Consider the following 17,337-nt stretch of genomic DNA (forward strand, 5'->3'; position numbering starts at 1 on the left):
TTCGATCCTCAGGCCTTGGCCTTGAGGGACTCGGCCTTCTTCACCGCGTCCTCGATGGTGCCGACCATGTAGAAGGCGGCCTCCGGCAGGTGGTCGTACTCGCCCTTGCAGATGGCGGCGAAGGAGCGGACCGTGTCCTCGATCTTCACGAACACGCCCGGCGTGCCGGTGAACACCTCGGCCACGTGGAAGGGCTGGCTCAGGAAGCGCTGGATCTTGCGCGCGCGCGCCACGATCAGCTTGTCGTCCTCGCTCAGCTCGTCCATGCCCAGGATGGCGATGATGTCCTGCAGCGACTTGTAGGTCTGCAGGATGCGCTGCACCTCGCGGGCGGTGTCGTAGTGCTCCTGGCCGATGATGCGCGGGTCGAGCGCGCGGGAGGTGGAATCCAGCGGATCCACGGCCGGGAAGATCGCCTGCTCGGCGATGGCACGGTTGAGCACCGTGGTCGCGTCGAGGTGGGCGAAGGAGGTAGCGGGCGCCGGGTCGGTCAGGTCGTCGGCGGGCACGTAGATGGCCTGGACCGAGGTGATCGAGCCCTTCTTGGTCGAGGTGATCCGCTCCTGCAGCGTGCCCATGTCGGTGGCCAGCGTCGGCTGGTAGCCCACCGCGGAGGGGATGCGGCCCAGCAGCGCCGAAACCTCGGCGCCGGCCTGGGTGAAGCGGAAGATGTTGTCGATGAAGAACAACACGTCCTGGCCCTGCTCATCGCGGAAGTATTCCGCCATGGACAGGCCGCTCAGCGCGACGCGCGCGCGCGCGCCCGGCGGCTCGTTCATCTGGCCGTACACCAGCGCCACCTTGGAACCCTCGGTGGAGCCGTTCTCACCCAGCTTGATGACGCCGGCGTCGATCATTTCATGGTAAAGATCGTTGCCCTCGCGGGTGCGCTCACCGACGCCCGCGAACACCGACACGCCGCCATGGCCCTTGGCGATGTTGTTGATCAGTTCCTGGATGGTGACGGTCTTGCCGACGCCGGCGCCACCGAACAGGCCGATCTTGCCGCCCTTCAGGTAAGGGCACATCAGGTCGACGACCTTGATGCCCGTCACCAGGATCTCGGCCGAGGTCGCCTGGTCCTCGAAGGACGGGGCGGCGCGATGGATGGTGTAGGACTTCTCGTGCGGCACCGGGCCACGCTCGTCGATCGGCTCGCCGATGACGTTCAGGATGCGGCCCAGCGTGCCCTCGCCCACCGGCACGGCGATGCCCTTGCCAGTGTCAACCGTTTCCGCACCGCGCACCAGCCCGTCCGTGGTGTCCATGGCGATGGTGCGCACGGTGCGCTCGCCGAGGTGCTGCGCCACTTCGAGCACCAGGGTCCGCTCGCCGATCTTGACCTGCAGCGCGTTCTGCATGTTCGGCAGTTCGGCGGGGAACTGCACGTCCACGACGGCGCCCAGGACCTGTGTAACCTTGCCGACGTTGTTCTTCATGGCGGTGTGTCCCTCAGAGCGCCTCAGCACCGGAGATGATCTCGATCAGCTCGCTGGTGATGTTGGCCTGACGCGTGCGGTTGTACTTCAAGGTCAGCTTGTTGATCATCTCGCCCGCGTTGCGCGTGGCGTTGTCCATCGCGTTCATCTGGCTGCCGTAGAAGCCGGCGGCGCTGTCGAGGATCGCGCGGTAGATCTGGATGGCGAGGTTCTTGGGCAGGATCTGCGCCAGGATGGTGGCCTCGTCCGGCTCGTACTCGTACCAGGCGGCTGCGTCCCCTTGGGCACCATTGGCCGCCGTGGCCTCAACCTCCGGCAGCTGCGCCGGGATCAGCTGCTGCGCCGTCGGAATCTGGCTGATGACGTTGCGGAAATGGTTGAAGATCAACGTGCAGACGTCGAACTCGCCGGCCTCCAGCATGCCGGTGACGCGGAGGGCAATCTCCTGCGCCTCGGCGAAGCCGACCTGCTTCTTGCCCTGAAAGCTGATCTCGCCCACGAAGCGCGACGCGAATTCGCGCTTCAAATAAGCGGCGGCCTTGCGGCCGACGGCCAGCACCTTAACGGTCTTGCCCTGCGCTTCCAGCTCGCGGATGCGGGTCCGGGCGTACCGGCCCACATTGGTGTTGAACGCGCCGGCGAGGCCACGCTCGCCCGACACCACGATCAGCAGGTGCGTCTGGTCGCGCCCGGTGCCGACCAGCAAGGTCGGCGCGTCCGGGTTGCCGGCCACCGCCTGGCCCAGGGAGGCAAGCATGCGCGCCATCCGCTCGGCGAAGGGCCGCGCGGCCTCGGCCTGCTGCTGGGCGCGGCGGAGCTTCGCCGCCGCGACCATCTTCATCGCCTGGGTGATCTTGCGGGTCGACTTGACGCTGTTGATGCGCCCCCGCAGCTCCTTCAGGTTGGCCATGGGTCTACTCCCTAGAGCCTACCTTCAGGCCGCGAACGTCTTGGCGAAATCATCCAGGAAGGAGACCAGCTTGGCCTCGGTGTCCTTGGTGATTTCCTTCTTGTCGCGGATGCTGTCCAGGATCTCCGGGGCGCTGGTGCGCACCCCGCTAAGCAGCTCGCGCTCGAACTTGCCGACCTGGCCGACATTGATCTTGTCCAGGTAGCCACGGGTGCCGGCGAACAGCGACACCACCTGCTCCTCGACCGGAACCGGCTGGAACTGCGGCTGCTTCAGCAGCTCGGTCAGCCGCGCGCCACGTGCCAGCAGCGACTGGGTAGAAGCGTCGAGATCCGAGGCGAACTGCGCGAAGGCCGCCATCTCGCGGTACTGCGCCAGTTCGAGCTTGATCTTGCCGGCGACCTGCTTCATCGCCTTGATCTGCGCCGCGGAACCCACGCGGGAGACCGAGAGGCCGACGTTCACAGCGGGGCGGATGCCCTTGAAGAACAGCTCGGTCTCCAGGAAGATCTGGCCGTCCGTGATGGAGATCACGTTGGTCGGGATGTAGGCCGACACGTCGCCCGCCTGCGTCTCAATCACCGGCAGGGCGGTCAGCGAGCCGAGGCCGGCGGCCTCGCCCATCTTGGCCGCGCGCTCCAGCAAGCGGGAGTGCAGGTAGAACACGTCGCCCGGATAGGCCTCGCGGCCCGGCGGACGGCGCAGCAGCAGCGACATCTGGCGGTAAGCCACCGCCTGCTTGGACAGATCGTCGTAGATGATCAGGCCGTGCATGCCGTTGTCGCGGAAGAACTCGCCCATGGCGCAGCCGGTATAGGGCGCCAGGAACTGCATCGGCGCCGGGTCGGACGCGGTGGCGGCGACCACGATGGAATATTCCATCGCGCCGTTCTCTTCCAGCGTGCGCACCAGCTGCGCCACGGTGGAGCGCTTCTGCCCCACGGCGACGTAGATGCAGTAGAGCTTCTTCGACTCATCCGTGCCCTGGTTGATGGGCTTCTGGTTGATGATGGTGTCGATCAGCACGGCGGACTTGCCGGTCTGGCGGTCACCGATCACCAGCTCGCGCTGGCCACGGCCGATCGGGATCAGGGCGTCGATCGCCTTGATGCCGGTCTGCATCGGCTCGTGCACCGACTTGCGCGGGATGATGCCGGGAGCCTTCACCTCGACCAGCGCGGGCCTGACGTCGCTCAGCGGGCCCTTGCCATCGATCGGGTTTCCGAGGCCGTCGACCACGCGGCCAAGCAGCCCCTTGCCGACCGGCACCTGCACGATGTCGCCGGTACGGGAGACGGTGTCGCCCTCGCGGACGGCGGCGTCGTCGCCGAAGATCACGATACCGACGTTGTCGGTCTCGAGGTTCAGCGCCATGCCCTTCAGGCCGGCGGAGGGAAACTCCACCAACTCACCGGCCATCACGTTCTGCAGGCCATAGACGCGGGCGATGCCATCGCCCACGCTCAACACGGTGCCGACCTCGGCAACATTCGCGTCGGCGTCAAAGCCGGCGATCTGCTGCTTCAGGATCTCCGAGATCTCGGCAGGACGGATCTCCATATCAGGCGGCCCCCTTCATGGCGTACTGCAGGCGCTGCAGCTTGGACTTGATAGAACTGTCGAACAGCCGGGAACCGATGCGCACGACCAGCCCGCCCAGCAGGGCGGGGTCGACGCGCTCGACCAGCTTGACATTGGAAAAACCGGCCTCAGTCAGGCGCGCAGTCAGCTGCGTGCGCTGGACGTCGGTCAGTGGATGGGCGGAGGAAACCTCAGCGGTCTGCTGCCCGCGCTGCTCGGCGAGAAGCGCGGCAAAGGCCGCGATCACCTGCGGCAGGGCCACCAGACGACGGTTGGCGATCAGCACGCCAACCAGGTTCCGCACCGCGCCGCTCACGCCGATCTTCTCCAGGATGGCGAAGGTGGCGCGCTGCTGCGCGGTGGCGTCGAGCCGTGGATCCTCGATAAAGGCGCGGAACCCGGCATCGCTGGCGATCAGCTTGCGCAGCGATTCCAGTTCATCGGCGGTGGCATCGACCGTTTTGCGGTCCTTGGCCAGCTCCAGCAGAGCCAGCGCATAGCGCTGCGCCAAGCCGGAGGGGTGGTTCGCGTGGGGCGAGACGTTGGTCGCTTCGGAGGCCACGGAAGATCCCGTTCTCTGCTTTCCCGGCGTCCCGCCGCACGGCCCGCCCGGGCGGCGGAATCGGCGGCTGGACATGTTCATGGTGCGGCGAACAAGGTTCGTCGCGGCGCGCCGGCATTACCACGATGTGTCGCAATGCGGCAACAGGGGTGCCCGGGAATCCTTACAGCCGATTCACCGAAAGGCCGCTTTTCCGGAACATCCCTGTTACAGAGCCATCGCTCACAGAAAGCCTACGGGATCCACATCCACCTGGATTTTCACGCTGGCCGGCACCGCGACCCGGCTCAGCCATTCTCGCAGAATGGGCTGCACCGCCACCTCTCTCCGGCATTTCAGAAGCAGGCGTCGGCGGTGCCGGCCGCGCAACAGGGCGAGCGGCGCGGGCGCTGGGCCCAGCACCTCCACCCCCTCCCCCCGGGGCGCCGACAGGCCGAGGTCGCGTGCCACGCGATCCGCTTCGCGCTCATCCTCGGCCGACACCACCAGCGCCGCGAGGCGGCCGAAGGGTGGCCAGTGACCGGGCCGCCGCTGCGCCGCCTCGGCCGCCATGAAGCCGTCCAGGTCGCCGGACACCAGCGCCTGCATCACCGGATGTTCCGGGCTCCAGGATTGCAGCAGCACCCGGCCCGGCGCCTCGGCCCGGCCGGCCCGCCCGGCCACCTGGTGCAGCAACTGCACGGTGCGCTCGGCGGCGCGCAGGTCGCCCCCCGCGAGCCCGAGATCGGCATCCACCACGCCCACCAGGGTCAGGTGCGGGAAGTGCCAGCCCTTGGCCACGATCTGGGTGCCGATGATCAGGTCGACCTCCCGCGCCTCGATAGCTCGTGCGGCCTCCGCCGCCGCGGCGGGGCCGGGAATGGTGTCGGAGGCCATCACCAGCCGCCGCAGGTCAGGGAACAGCTCGGCCGCTTCCTCCTGCACCCGTTCCACGCCGGGGCCGAGCGGCGTCAGGCTGTTCTCGGCGGCGCATTCCGGGCAGGTGGGCGGGATCGGCTCGGCATGGCCGCAATGGTGGCATTGCAGGCGGCGCTGCAGCCGGTGCTCCACCAGCCAGGCGGTGCAGTTCGGGCAGCGCATGCGGTGCCCGCAGGCGCGGCACAGCGTCAGCGGCGCATAGCCACGGCGGTTCAGGAACAGCATCGCCTGTTGCCCTGTGGCGACCGTGTCCCGGATCGCCGCGACCAGCGGCGGGCTGAGAAAGCGCCCGCGCTCCGGCGGCGTCACCCGCTGGTCGATCACCTCGACACTGGGCAGCGAGGCGCCGCCGTGCCGCACCGGTAGGTGGGCGGCAGCATAGCGACCCTGCTCGGCATTGGTCAGGGTTTCCAGGCTGGGCGTGGCGGACACCAGGACGCAGGCGGCCTGGGACAGGCGGGCGCGCACCACCGCCATGTCGCGGGCATTGTAGATCACGCCCTCCTCCTGCTTGAAGGAGGTCTCGTGCTCCTCATCCACCACGATCAGGCCGAGGTCGGGGAACGGCAGAAACAGGGCGGAGCGGGCGCCCACCAGCACCGAAACCCGGCCTTCCGCCACCGCCCGCCAGGTGTCGCGCCGCCGCCGCCCGCCGAGTTCCGAATGCCACAGCGCCGGCTCGGCGCCGAAGCGGCGGGCGAAGCGTTCCAGCCACTGGGTGGACAGCGCGATTTCCGGCAGCAGCACCAGCGCCTGCCGACCCTGCGCCAGGCACTCGGCCACCGCTTCCAGGTACACCTCGGTCTTGCCGGAGCCGGTGACGCCGGTCAGCAGCGTGACGCCAAACTGCCGTGTCGCCGCCGCGGCGCGCAGCTGCGCCGCGACTTCCGCCTGCTCGGCCCCGAGTTCAGGGCCGGGCCGCGACAGGTCGGGGGCGGGAAACTCCTCGGCGCGCGGCAGCAGCGCCGGCTCCAGCAGACCAGATTCCGCCATGCCGCGCACCACCCCCGCCGAAACGCCGGCTGCGACGGCGAGGGAGGTCGCGCCGCGCACCTCGCCCTCGTCCAGCGTGTCCAGCACGCGGCGGCGGTTCTCGGTGAAGCGGGCGTTGGACTGGCCGCGCTTGGCCCGCAGGCCGGTTTCGGTCAGCCGCCAGCCCGCCTTGGCCGCCGGCGGGTCCAGGGCCGCGGGCGCGCTCATCGCCATGCGCAGCACGGCGCCCGGCGGAGACAGTGTATAGGCCGCCACCCATTCCACGAAGCGGCGCAGGCTGTCCGTCATCGGCGGCGTGTCGAACACCGCGGCGATGTCGCGTAGGCGGCGTTCCGGCAGGTCGGGATCGGCCTCGCCGTCCCACACCACGCCCAGCGTGTCGCGGCCGCTCAGCGGCACCTGCACGAAGCTGCCGGGCGGCGGCACCGCCATGCCGGCCGGCACGCGGTAGTCATAAGCGCCGGCCAGCGGCAGGGGCAGCAGAACACGCAGACGAGCCATACACCCAATGTCCGCTGCCGCGGCCTTTCGTTCAACGCCCCGCCCTTGCTAAACCACCGCCGCAACCCGACGCCACAGGAAGCCTGACCCATGAAGTTCTTCGTCGACACGGCCGATGTGGCCGAGATCCGCGCCCTGGCCGATCTGGGCATGGTGGATGGCGTCACCACCAACCCGTCGCTGATCGCGAAATCGGGCCGCAGGATGAGCGAGGTGATCGCCGAGATCTGCGAGATCACCCCGGGCCCGGTTTCCGCCGAGGTGACGGCCGAGGACCACGAGACCATGCTGGCCGAGGGCCGCTTCCTGCGCGGCATCGCCGGCAATGTCGCGGTCAAGGTACCGCTGACCGAGGCCGGGCTGCGCACCTGCAAGGCGCTGACCTCCGAAGGCACGCCGGTCAACGTGACGCTGTGCTTCTCCCCCACCCAGGCATTGCTGGCGGCCAAGGCCGGCGCCACCTACATCTCGCCCTTTGTGGGCCGGCTGGATGACTTGGCGCAGGACGGCATGCAGCTGATCGCCGACATCATGACGATCTACCGCAACTACCCGGAGCTGACGACGCAGGTACTGGTGGCCTCGATCCGCCATCCCTGGCACCTGACCCAGGCGGCGAAGCTGGGCGCTCATGTTTCTACCCTTCCGCCCGCCGTGATCCGCCAGCTGATCAAGCACCCGCTGACCGACCGCGGCCTGGAAGCCTTCACGGCCGATTGGAAGAAGACCGGCCAGAGCATCCTCTGACCGGCCGCCGAGCGGGTTTTCTTTGACGTGGCGGGAATGCTGCCCTTCTCTGCGCCGCATGACCCCGTGCCCTTTCCGCCGCGCCGTGCCCCGATGAATGAGGACGATGTGGCGGCCTGGCTTCGTGACCATCCGGGTTTCCTGGCCGGACGGCCCGACCTGTACCGCCTGCTGACCCCGCCCCGCCGGGTGCATGGCGACGGGCTCGCCGACCACATGGCCGCGATGATCACCGCCGAGCGCGCCGCCACCCGCCACCTGGCCGAGGCCGCGCGCGAGGGTGGCGGCTTCGCCGCCCGCACCCAGTCGGCGGTGCTGGCCCTGATCGCCAGCCGCGACCCGGCGGAAACGGTGGCCCAGGAATGGCCCGTCTTGCTGGGCCTGGAGCATTGCGCGGTGGCCAGCGAGGCGCCGCCGGCCGCTCACCGCCTGTTCCTGCCCGCCGGCAGCGTCGCCCGGCTGCTGCCCGCCGGCCGCGACACGCTGGTGCGCGCCACCCCCACCGAGCTGCCGCTGCTGCATGCCGAGGCCGCCGCTCTGGTGCTGCGCGACGCGCTGGCCCTGGTGCCGCTGCCGGGCGCCCCCACCCTGCTGGTGTTGGGCGCCCGCCACGAAGCCGCGTTGCCGAGCCGCGGGTCCTCCATGCAGCTGCAATTCCTGGCCGCCGCCCTGGCGGCGGCGCTGGCGCGCGCATGACCGGGTTTGAGGCGCGACAGCGCTGGCTGGACTGGCTGGCGCAGGAACGGCGGGCCAGCCCCCATACCCTGGCCGCCTATGGCGCCGACCTGACGGATTTCCTCGGCTTCCTCGCCCGCCACCTGGGCGCCGAGCCGGACCTGGCCGCGCTGGGCGCGCTGCGCCCGGCCGATCTGCGCGCCTTTCTGGCCGAGCGCGCCACCCGCGACGGCGTGGGCAACGCCACCCGGGCCCGCCAACTGGCGGCGGTGCGCGGCTTTCTGCGGTTTCTGGCCCGTCACCACGGGATCGAACCCCTGGCGCTGGCGGGGCTGCGCGGCCCGCGCGTGGTGCCGCCCGCGCCCCGCCCGCTGACGCCGGAGCAAGCGCGCGAGGTGGCGAGCGCCGTCGGGGCGGTGGAGCACACCCCACTGCAGGCCTCCCGCGACACCGCCTTGTTCACGCTGCTCTATGGCTGCGGTCTGCGCATCTCCGAGGCGTTGAGCCTGGACGTGCGGGACGCCCCGCGGGCCGGAACCGGGCTGCGGGTGCGCGGCAAGGGCAACAAGGAGCGCATCGTGCCGGTGCTGCCCGCCGTGGCCGAGGCGGTGGCCGCCTACCTCGCGCTGCGGGGCAACCTGCTGCCGGAGGCACCGCTGTTCACCGGGGCACGTGGCGGCAGGCTGGATGCCGCGGTGGCACAGAAAGCGCTGCGCGACTATCGCCGCTTGGCCGGCCTGCCCGAGAACGCCACGCCGCACGCCCTGCGGCATTCCTTTGCCACCCACCTGCTAGGTGCAGGAGGCGATCTGCGCTCGATCCAGGAATTGCTGGGCCATGCCAGCCTGTCCACCACCCAGCGCTACACCGCGGTGGACGCGGTGCGCCTGCTGGAAACCTGGCAGAAGGCGCATCCGCGGGCGGATTGAGGCAAACCTCGCCGCGTCCCTGCGTTGACCTTCCGTTGTATCCCGGGAGGATCACCCATGAACGAGCCGAGTTCTCGTCCAGCCATTGCCCGCATCTGGCGCGGGCGCGTGCGGCGCGAGCGCGCCGATGAATACGAAGCCTATAATTTCGAAGCCGGAATCCGCCCGCTGATCGAGAAGGCGGTGGGCGTACAAACCTTTCGCGAGGACCGCGAGGGTGAAACCGAGTTCGTCACCATCTCCTACTGGCCCAGCCTCGAAGCCATGACCGCGCTGACGGGTGCCGCGCCGACGAATGTTCACCACCTGCTGCTGGACCCGGAATTCCTGATCGAATTGCCGCAATCCGTGCAGATCCTGAAGCTGCGACAAGCCTACGGCCGCACCGGCTGACCGGATCAGCGCCCGAAGCGTAGCCGCAGCCGCCTTCCCCAATTGCGGCTGCGTACCAGCATCCTGGCCTCCAGCCCGTCCAGCTTGTTCACCTGCGACGGCCAGCGTGCATGGCACCAGGCGAGGCAGCGCCGCGACCAGTCATACTGGTCGCGCAACACGAACACGCCGAGCAACAGGAACAACCCGCCCTGGAGAATCGGCAGCACCAGTCCCAGCACGCCCAGAACCAGAAGCGAAATCCCCAGCAGCTTGCGCTTCCAGGAAGGCCTTGCATCAAGCATCGGCTGAAGATGGCCCTGTCCCGCCGGGGCTCAAGGGGCCGAGGGCGTGGCGGATCAATGATCCGCCCGCCGCGGCGCCGGGCAGGAGCGGCGCCTTTCCACCCCGAACATCGGCTCCGCGGTGGGCTACCGGAGGCGCGGAGCGAAACAAGGATCGCCTCGCATCCGCGCCCGGCCGGTCAGATATGCAGCGGGCGACCGTCCACGGCCAGCGCCGCTTCCTTGACCGCCTCGTTCAGCGTCGGATGGGCGTGGCAGGTGCGCGCCACGTCCTCGGCGCTGGCGCCGAATTCCATAGCGATGGCGACTTCGGCGATCAGCGTGCCCGCATCCGGGCCCAGGATATGGGCGCCGAGCACGCGGTCGGTTTCCTTGTCGGCCAGGATCTTCACGAAGCCGTCCACGTCGCCCATGGCGCGGGCGCGGCCATTGGCCATGAAGGGAAACTTGCCCACCTTGTAGGCCTGGCCGCGCGCCTTCAGCTCTTCCTCGCTCTCGCCGACGCTGGCGATCTCGGGCCAAGTATAGACGATGGCCGGGATCACGCCGTAATTCACGTGGCCTGCCTGCCCGGCCAGGATCTCGGCCAGGGCGACGCCCTCATCCTCGGCCTTGTGCGCCAGCATGGCGCCGGCGATGACGTCGCCGATGGCGTAGATGCCGGGCACGTTGGTGGCGAAGTGCTTGTCGGTCTTGACGCGGCCGCGCTCGTCCAGCTCCACCCCAACCTCGGCCAAGCCGAGATTGTCAGTGTAGGGGCGACGCCCGATCGCCAGCAGCACGACATCCGCCTTGACCTCCTCGGCCGCGCCGCCGGACGCGGGCTCAACGGTCAGGGTGACGCCCTCGGCCGACTTGGCGGCGGCGGTGACCTTGGACTTCAGCTTGAACTTGATGCCCTGCTTGGTCAGCACGCGCTCGAACTGCTTGGCTGTCTCGCCATCCATGCCGGGCGCCAGGCGATCCAGGTACTCGATCACCGTGACCTCGGCACCCAGGCGGCGCCACACGCTGCCCAGCTCCAGCCCGATCACGCCGCCGCCGATCACCACGAGGTGGTCCGGCACCTTCTCCAGCTCCAGCACGCCGGTGGAGGTCACGACCTGCTTCTCGTCCACCTCGACGCCGCGTAGCGGGGCGCTGTCGGAGCCGGTGGCGATGATGATGTTCTTGGCGTCGTAGCTCTGGCCGGCCACCTCGACCTTGCCGGGGGCGGTGATGCGGCCCTCGCCCTTCAGCCAAGTGACCTTGTTCTTCTTGAACAGGAATTCGACGCCCTTGGTGTTGGCCGAGACAACCTCGCCCTTGCGCGCCTGCATGCGCTGGAGGTCGAGCTTGACCCCCTCCACCATGATGCCGTGATCCGCGAATTTGTGCTTTGTTTCCTCGAAGTTCTCCGAGGATTGCAGCAGCGCCTTGGACGGGATGCAGCCGACATTGAGGCAGGTGCCGCCCAGGGTGGACCGCTTCTCCACGCAGGCGACCTTCATGCCGAGCTGGGCGGCGCGGATGGCGCAGACATAGCCACCGGGGCCGGCGCCGATGACGATGACGTCGAAGCTGTCGGACATGAGCGAAGCACCTGCTTGACAAAATGGACGGCCGGCAAACTGACCCGGCGAGGCGCGCCGGGCAAGAGGCCGCCGGGCATTCCTGGGTCGTTATATGAGACGGGCGGCCAGGGCGGCCGCCGCCATCGTCAACGCGGGGCGTGCTCCATGTGGCGGAGGCGGCGCGGGTCCGGCATGCAGATCACCGCCACCAGCGCCACGGCCATCAGCGCGGCCACGTACCAGTAGAAGCCTCCCTCCGCACCGGCGTTCTTGAAGGACAGGCCGACATACTCGGCGCTGCCGCCGAACAGGGCATTGGCGATGGCATAGCAGAGGCCGACGCCCAGCGCCCGCACCTCGACCGGAAACAGCTCCGCCTTCACCACGCCGGAGATGGAAGTGTAGAGGCTGACGATGGCCAGCGCCGCCAGCAGCAGAGACAGGGTCACCCAGGCCTCGCCGCCGCTGCCGCTGATGGCGCGCATCAGCGGCAGGGTGAACAGCGTGCCGAGCACGCCGAAGGCCAGCAGCTGGTTGCGCCGCCCGATCCGGTCGGACAGCGCGCCGAAGACCGGCTGCGCCAGCATGTAGAGGAACAGCGCCACCATCATCATCAGGCTAGCCTGCTTCGGCGCGTAGCCCACGGTGTTGACCAGGAATTTCTGCATGTAGGTGGTGAAGGTGTAGAAGATCAGGCTGCCGCCTGCCGTCAGGCCCAGGGTCACCAGCACCGAGCGCGGATGACGCAGCATGCCGGCCAGCGAACCCGCCTCCTTGGCGTTGCGGTCGCTGGCGCTGGTGGTCTCATGCAGGGTACGCCGCAGGAACAGGGCGATGATGGCCGCGAGCCCGCCGATCACGAAGGGATGCGCCAGGCCCAGCCGCGCAGCGCGTCGGTGCTGAGCGTCTGCTCCAGCGCCACCACGACCAGCACCGCCAGCAATTGCCCGCCGATCAGCGTGACGTACTGGAAGGACGCGAAGAAGCCACGATGGCGGGAGGTCGCGACCTCGCTCATATAGGTCGCGCTGGTGCCATATTCGCCGCCGACCGACAGGCCCTGCAGCAGCCGCGCCGCCACCAGCAGGGCCGGCGCCAGGATGCCGGCCGTCTCATAGGTGGGCAGGATGGCGATCAGCAGCGAGCCGCCGCACATCATCAACACCGACAGCAGCATGGAGAAGCGGCGGCCCTTGCGATCGGCCAGCCTGCCGAACAGCCAGCCGCCGATCGGGCGCATCAGGAAGCCGGCGGCAAACACGCCCGCGGCGCTCAGCAGCTCGGCCGTACGGTTGTCGGACGGAAAGAAATGGTGGGCGAAGTAGAGCGAGAAGAACGAGTAGGCGTAGAAATCGTACCACTCGACCAGGTTGCCGGATGAGCTGGCCACGATTGCCATCACCCGCCTGCGCGTATCATGCGGGTCCACCGCGCTTATCGGCACTGAAACACTCATCGGGCGTCCTCCTGCACAGGCCATCTTTGTCGGCCCCGGCAGTGGAATGCGGGAGTGTTCCGCCTTCATGGCTGACCCGATATGGCAGCAATGCTGACACTGTCGCGGCGCAGCCAAGAAAAAAGGCGGGGCCGTGGCCCCGCCTCGTTCAGCCGATGCCGGAAGGATCAGAGATCCAGCAGCAGGCGGCGCGGATCCTCGATGCTTTCCTTGACGCGCACCAAGAAGGACACCGCCTCCTTGCCGTCCACGATGCGGTGATCATAGGACAGCGCCAGATACATCATCGGGCGGATCTCGATCTTGCCGTTCACCACCATCGGCCGCTCCTGGATCTTGTGCATGCCCAGGATGCCGGATTGCGGCGGGTTCAGGATCGGGGTGGACATCAACGAACCATAGATGCCGCCATTGGTGATGGTGAAGGAACCGCCCGACAGTTCCTCCAGCTTCAGCTGGCCGTCACGGGCGCGCTTGCCGAAATTGGCGATCGACTTCTCGATCTCCGCGAAGGACATCCCGTCGGCATTGCGCAGCACCGGCACGACGAGGCCGGACGGGCCGCCCACCGCGATGCCCATGTGCACGAAGTTCTTGTACACCAGATCGTCGCCATCGATCTCGGCATTGACGGCCGGGTAGTCCTTCAGCGCTGCCACGCAGGCCTTCACGAAGAAGGACATGAAGCCGAGCTTGGTGCCGAGCTTCTTCTCGAAGGCGTCCTTGTATTCGGAGCGCAGGGCCATCACCGCGCCCATGTCCACCTCGTTGAAGGTGGTCAGCATGGCGGCGGTGTTCTGCGCCTCCTTCAGCCGGTTGGCGATGGTCTTGCGCAGGCGGGTCATCTTCACCCGCTCCTCGCCGCCTTCCAGCGCGCGGGCCGCCTTGGGCGCGGGCTTGGCCACTTCCGGCGCCGGCCGGCTCAGGAAGGCCTGCACATCGCCCTTGCTGATGCGGCCATCCTTGGCGGTGCCGGCGCCGACCTGCTCGGCCGACACGCTGTTCTCCGTCATCATCTTGGCCGCGGCCGGCAGCGGCGCATGGCCGCCGCCCGGACGCGACACTGGCCCGGTTTCACGGCGCGGCTCCTCGACCTTCGGCGCGTTGGCCGCATTGCCGGCAGTCGGGCCCGAGGCCTTGGGCGCCGGCGGCTTCTCGGTGCCGGGCACCTCGGTCGCCTTGGGCGAAACCTTGCCCTCGCCGGCCGAGATGGTGCCGAGAATTGCACCGGGCTCGACCTCGGCGCCCTCATCGGCGCTGATGGCTTCCAGCACGCCGGCAGCGGGGGCGTTCACCTCCACCGTGACCTTGTCGGTTTCTAGCTCCACCAGGGGCTCGTCGGCGGCCACGGCCTCGCCCGCCTTCTTCATCCACTTCGCCACGGTGGCGGTGGACACGCTCTCGCCCAGGGTGGGTACCAAAATCTCAGTCATTCTGCCGTCGCCTTTATGCCGCTGCCGTTACGCTGCCGGTGAGGTGAGAAAGGATCAGGAAAGACCCAGCGCTTCGCGCACCAGGCTTTCCTGTTGTTGCTGATGGATCTTGGCGGAGCCGGTGGCGGGGCTCGCCGCCTCCTCACGCCCGACATAGAGCGGCCGCTGCGCCTTGTTGCCCAGCTCCTTCAGGACCTTCTCGATGCGCCGGTCGAGGAAGGTCCAGGCGCCCATGTTCTCGGGCTCCTCCTGGCACCACACGACCTCGGCGTTCTTGTATTCGCCGAGCACGCGGGTCAGCGACCGCGCCGGGAAGGGATACATCTGCTCGACGCGCACGATGGCGACGTCCTGCACCTTCTTGTCGCGGCGCTCCTGTAGCAGGTCGTAATAGACCTTGCCGGTGCAGAGCACGACGCGCTTCACCTGGTCCGGCGCCGCGATGGCATCGGTTTCCGGGATCACCGTCTGGAAGATGCTGCCCGGCGCGAACTCCGCCAGGGAGCTGACCGCCAGCTTGTGGCGCAGCAGCGACTTCGGCGTCATCACCACCAGCGGCTTGCGGTAGTTGCGCTTCATCTGGCGGCGCAGCGCATGGAAGTAGTTGGCCGGCGTGGTGAAGTTGCACACCGCCATGTTCTTCTCGGCGCAGAGCTGCAGGTAGCGCTCCAGCCGGGCGGAGGAATGCTCCGGCCCCTGCCCCTCATAGCCGTGCGGCAGCAGCATCACGAGGCCGGACATGCGCAGCCACTTGGTCTCGGCCGAGGCGATGAACTGGTCGATCACCACCTGCGCGCCATTGGCGAAGTCGCCGAATTGCGCTTCCCACAGCACCAGGGTCTGCGGATCGGCCAGGGTGTAGCCGTAGTCGAAGCCCAGCACGCCCATCTCGCTCAGCAGCGAGTTGAAGGCTTCCATCCGCTTCTGGCCGTCGCGGATGTTGTTCAGCGGCATGTATTCCGCTTGGGTCTTCTGATCCACCAGCACGCAATGGCGGTGGGAGAAGGTACCGCGCTGCACATCCTCGCCCGACAGGCGGATGCGGTGGCCTTCCAGCAGCAGGGAGCCGAAGGCCAGCGCCTCGCCGGTCGCCCAGTCGATGCCCTCACCGGTCTCGATGGCGTTCCTCTTGGAATCAAGCTGGCGGGTGATCTTGGAGTTGGCGTTGAAGTCGCCCGGCACACGGGCCAGCGCCAGGCCGACCTCGCGCAGGGTGTCGAGGGCGACGGCGGTGCCGTCCTCCTTCTCCTCCCCCTCGGAGCCGGCCGCCTTCAGCCCGGCCCAGTGGCCTTCCAGCCAATCGGCCTTGTTCGGCTTGAAGGTCTGCGCCGCCTGGTAGGCTTCCTCCAGCTGGGCGTAGAACGCGTCCAGCATGGCCTTGCCTTCATCGGCCGGCACGGCACCATCCTGGGCCAGACGCTCCGCATACAGGGTGCGGGTGGTCTTGGTTTCCTTGATGCGCGCATACATGGTCGGCTGGGTAAAGGCCGGCTCATCCGTTTCGTTGTGGCCATGGCGGCGGTAGCAGACGATGTCCAGCACCACGTCGGCGCCGAACTTCATGCGGTACTCGGCGGCCATCTGCGCGCAGAACACCACCGCCTCCGGATCGTCGCCGTTGACGTGCAGGATCGGCGCTTGCACCGACTTCGCCACATCCGTGCAGTACAGGCCGGAATAAGCATGCGCCGGAACGGTGGTGAAGCCGATCTGGTTGTTCACCACCACATGCACGGTGCCGCCGGTGCGGTAGCCGATGAGCTGGCTCATCGCCAGCGTCTCGTACACCACGCCCTGGCCGGCGAAGGCGGCGTCGCCATGCAGCAGGATGGCCATCACCGAGCGGCGGCTCTTGGTGTCACCGGCCATGTCCTGGCGGGCGCGCACCTTGCCCACCACCACCGGGTCCACGACCTCGAGGTGCGACGGGTTGGGCTGCAGCGACAGGTGGACCTGCCGGCCATTGATCTCGATGTCGGTGGAGGTCCCGAGGTGGTACTTCACGTCGCCCGAACCCTGCACATCGTCAGGATTGGCGGAGATGCCCTTGAACTCGGCGAACACCTTGGTGAAGGGCTTCTTCACCACGTTCACGAGCGTGTTCAGGCGTCCGCGATGCGGCATGCCGATGGCGATCTCGGACACGCCGGCATCGGCCGCCGTGGCGATCAGGGTCTGCAGCGCCGGAATGGTGACTTCGCCACCCTCCAGGCCGAACCGCTTGGTGCCGACATATTTGCGGGCGCAGAACGCCTCGAAGCCTTCGGCCTCAGTCAGCTGCTGCAGGATCTGCCGCTTGGCCGCGGCGTCGAACTGCTTTGCCCAGGGGGCGCCTTCGACCTTCTGCTGGAGCCAGGATTTCTGCTCCGGATCCTGGATGTGCATGAACTCGACGCCGATCGGACCGCAATAGGTCGCGCGCAGGATCGTCATGATCTCGCGCAGCGTCGGGGTTTCCTTGCCGAGCACGCGGTCGATGAAGATCGGCCGGTCCATGTCGGCATCGGTGAAGCCGTAGGTCTTCGGATCGAGCTCCGGATGCGATTTCGGCTTGGAAAGGTGCAGCGGATCAAGCTGCGCTTCCAGGTGGCCGCGCACGCGGTAGGCGCGGATGAACATCAGGGCGCGCAGGGAGTCCATCACCTGCTGGCGGGCCGCGGCAGGATCGGCAGCCGGCGGCGCGGCAGGCTTGGCACTCTTCCTTGGGTCCGTCTTCGGCGCTTCCGGCGCCGGAGCAAACTCGCCGCGCAGCCGCGGTGCCCAGGAGGCGCCGGTGGCGTCATGCAGCACGGCGCGGGCATCATCGTTCAACGCCGCGAACAGCTCCTGGAAGGAGATGTCCACGCTGTCCGGATTTTCCACCCAGCGCGCGTAAAGGTCGGCGAGGAAGGTGGCGTTCGCCCCCGTCATCGCGCTTGCCAGGATGTCGATACCGGCCATCATCTCCTCCTCGCCCGCGCCGT

General features: G+C 68.2%; 15 protein-coding genes. 4 read left to right on the top strand and 11 right to left on the bottom strand.

Features of this window, described 5'->3' with window-relative positions; genetic code table 11:
* Nucleotides 1-8: 8 nt before the first annotated feature.
* The 5 genes from atpD to D2K64_RS01890 all read right to left on the bottom strand — a co-directional run bounded on the left by atpD (nucleotide 9) and on the right by D2K64_RS01890 (nucleotide 6,904).
* Complete coding sequence (gene atpD / locus D2K64_RS01870) at nucleotides 9-1,439, bottom strand: F0F1 ATP synthase subunit beta (protein WP_120006090.1); 1,431 nt, start codon at nucleotides 1,437-1,439, stop codon at nucleotides 9-11.
* 13 nt (nucleotides 1,440-1,452) lie between these two features.
* Nucleotides 1,453-2,349 carry a F0F1 ATP synthase subunit gamma gene (locus D2K64_RS01875; RefSeq protein WP_120006092.1) on the bottom strand — a complete coding sequence of 299 codons (897 nt, stop codon included), beginning with the start codon at nucleotides 2,347-2,349 and terminating at the stop codon, nucleotides 1,453-1,455.
* A 24-nt stretch (nucleotides 2,350-2,373) separates the two neighbouring features.
* A complete protein-coding gene (atpA, locus tag D2K64_RS01880) occupies nucleotides 2,374-3,909 on the bottom strand; it encodes a F0F1 ATP synthase subunit alpha (RefSeq protein ID WP_120006094.1) in 1,536 nt (511 codons plus the stop codon).
* A gap of 1 nt (nucleotide 3,910) precedes the next feature.
* Nucleotides 3,911-4,492, bottom strand: a complete 582-nt coding sequence (locus D2K64_RS01885) for a F0F1 ATP synthase subunit delta (RefSeq protein ID WP_241792945.1) — start codon at nucleotides 4,490-4,492, stop codon at nucleotides 3,911-3,913.
* Nucleotides 4,493-4,714: 222 nt separating this feature from the next.
* Nucleotides 4,715-6,904: a primosomal protein N' gene (locus tag D2K64_RS01890; protein WP_120006098.1), complete on the bottom strand. Its 2,190-nt coding sequence runs from the start codon at nucleotides 6,902-6,904 to the stop codon at nucleotides 4,715-4,717.
* Between the two features lie 90 nt (nucleotides 6,905-6,994).
* Here D2K64_RS01890 and fsa point away from each other — a divergent pair, with 90 nt between their 5' ends.
* The 4 genes from fsa to D2K64_RS01910 are packed head-to-tail and all read left to right on the top strand — an operon-like array spanning nucleotide 6,995 to nucleotide 9,648.
* On the top strand, nucleotides 6,995-7,651 hold the full coding sequence (fsa, locus tag D2K64_RS01895) for a fructose-6-phosphate aldolase (RefSeq protein ID WP_120006100.1): 657 nt from the start codon (nucleotides 6,995-6,997) through the stop codon (nucleotides 7,649-7,651).
* A gap of 36 nt (nucleotides 7,652-7,687) precedes the next feature.
* Nucleotides 7,688-8,347 (top strand): hypothetical protein, encoded by a 660-nt coding sequence (locus tag D2K64_RS01900; protein WP_120006102.1) that lies wholly within the window; start codon nucleotides 7,688-7,690, stop codon nucleotides 8,345-8,347.
* Nucleotides 8,344-9,255 (top strand): tyrosine recombinase XerC, encoded by a 912-nt coding sequence (locus D2K64_RS01905; protein ID WP_120006104.1) that lies wholly within the window; start codon nucleotides 8,344-8,346, stop codon nucleotides 9,253-9,255. The genes D2K64_RS01900 and D2K64_RS01905 overlap by 4 nt, the downstream gene beginning before the upstream one ends.
* 57 nt (nucleotides 9,256-9,312) lie before the next feature.
* The gene (locus D2K64_RS01910; RefSeq protein ID WP_120006106.1) at nucleotides 9,313-9,648 is read left to right on the top strand and encodes an antibiotic biosynthesis monooxygenase family protein; all 336 of its coding nucleotides are present in this window, start codon (nucleotides 9,313-9,315) and stop codon (nucleotides 9,646-9,648) included.
* A gap of 5 nt (nucleotides 9,649-9,653) precedes the next feature.
* Here the strand turns inward: D2K64_RS01910 and D2K64_RS01915 are convergent, their stop codons facing one another.
* The 6 genes from D2K64_RS01915 to D2K64_RS01935 form a co-directional block, all read right to left on the bottom strand.
* On the bottom strand, nucleotides 9,654-9,932 hold the full coding sequence (locus D2K64_RS01915) for a PGPGW domain-containing protein (protein WP_120006108.1): 279 nt from the start codon (nucleotides 9,930-9,932) through the stop codon (nucleotides 9,654-9,656).
* Nucleotides 9,933-10,111: 179 nt separating this feature from the next.
* Nucleotides 10,112-11,503 carry a dihydrolipoyl dehydrogenase gene (lpdA, locus tag D2K64_RS01920; RefSeq protein ID WP_120006110.1) on the bottom strand — a complete coding sequence of 464 codons (1,392 nt, stop codon included), beginning with the start codon at nucleotides 11,501-11,503 and terminating at the stop codon, nucleotides 10,112-10,114.
* 128 nt (nucleotides 11,504-11,631) lie between these two features.
* The gene (locus tag D2K64_RS26060) at nucleotides 11,632-12,345 is read right to left on the bottom strand and encodes an MFS transporter (protein WP_306418928.1); all 714 of its coding nucleotides are present in this window, start codon (nucleotides 12,343-12,345) and stop codon (nucleotides 11,632-11,634) included.
* Complete coding sequence (locus tag D2K64_RS26065) at nucleotides 12,342-12,941, bottom strand: MFS transporter (RefSeq protein WP_306418929.1); 600 nt, start codon at nucleotides 12,939-12,941, stop codon at nucleotides 12,342-12,344. Before D2K64_RS26065 ends, D2K64_RS26060 begins: the two co-directional genes overlap by 4 nt.
* 167 nt (nucleotides 12,942-13,108) lie before the next feature.
* The gene (gene odhB, locus D2K64_RS01930; RefSeq protein WP_120006112.1) at nucleotides 13,109-14,374 is read right to left on the bottom strand and encodes a 2-oxoglutarate dehydrogenase complex dihydrolipoyllysine-residue succinyltransferase; all 1,266 of its coding nucleotides are present in this window, start codon (nucleotides 14,372-14,374) and stop codon (nucleotides 13,109-13,111) included.
* 54 nt (nucleotides 14,375-14,428) lie between these two features.
* Nucleotides 14,429-17,314, bottom strand: a complete 2,886-nt coding sequence (locus D2K64_RS01935) for a 2-oxoglutarate dehydrogenase E1 component (protein WP_120006114.1) — start codon at nucleotides 17,312-17,314, stop codon at nucleotides 14,429-14,431.
* Nucleotides 17,315-17,337: the final 23 nt, after the last annotated feature.

This window comes from Teichococcus vastitatis, from assembly GCF_003604215.1.
GTDB classification, from domain to species: domain Bacteria; phylum Pseudomonadota; class Alphaproteobacteria; order Acetobacterales; family Acetobacteraceae; genus Pseudoroseomonas; species Pseudoroseomonas vastitatis.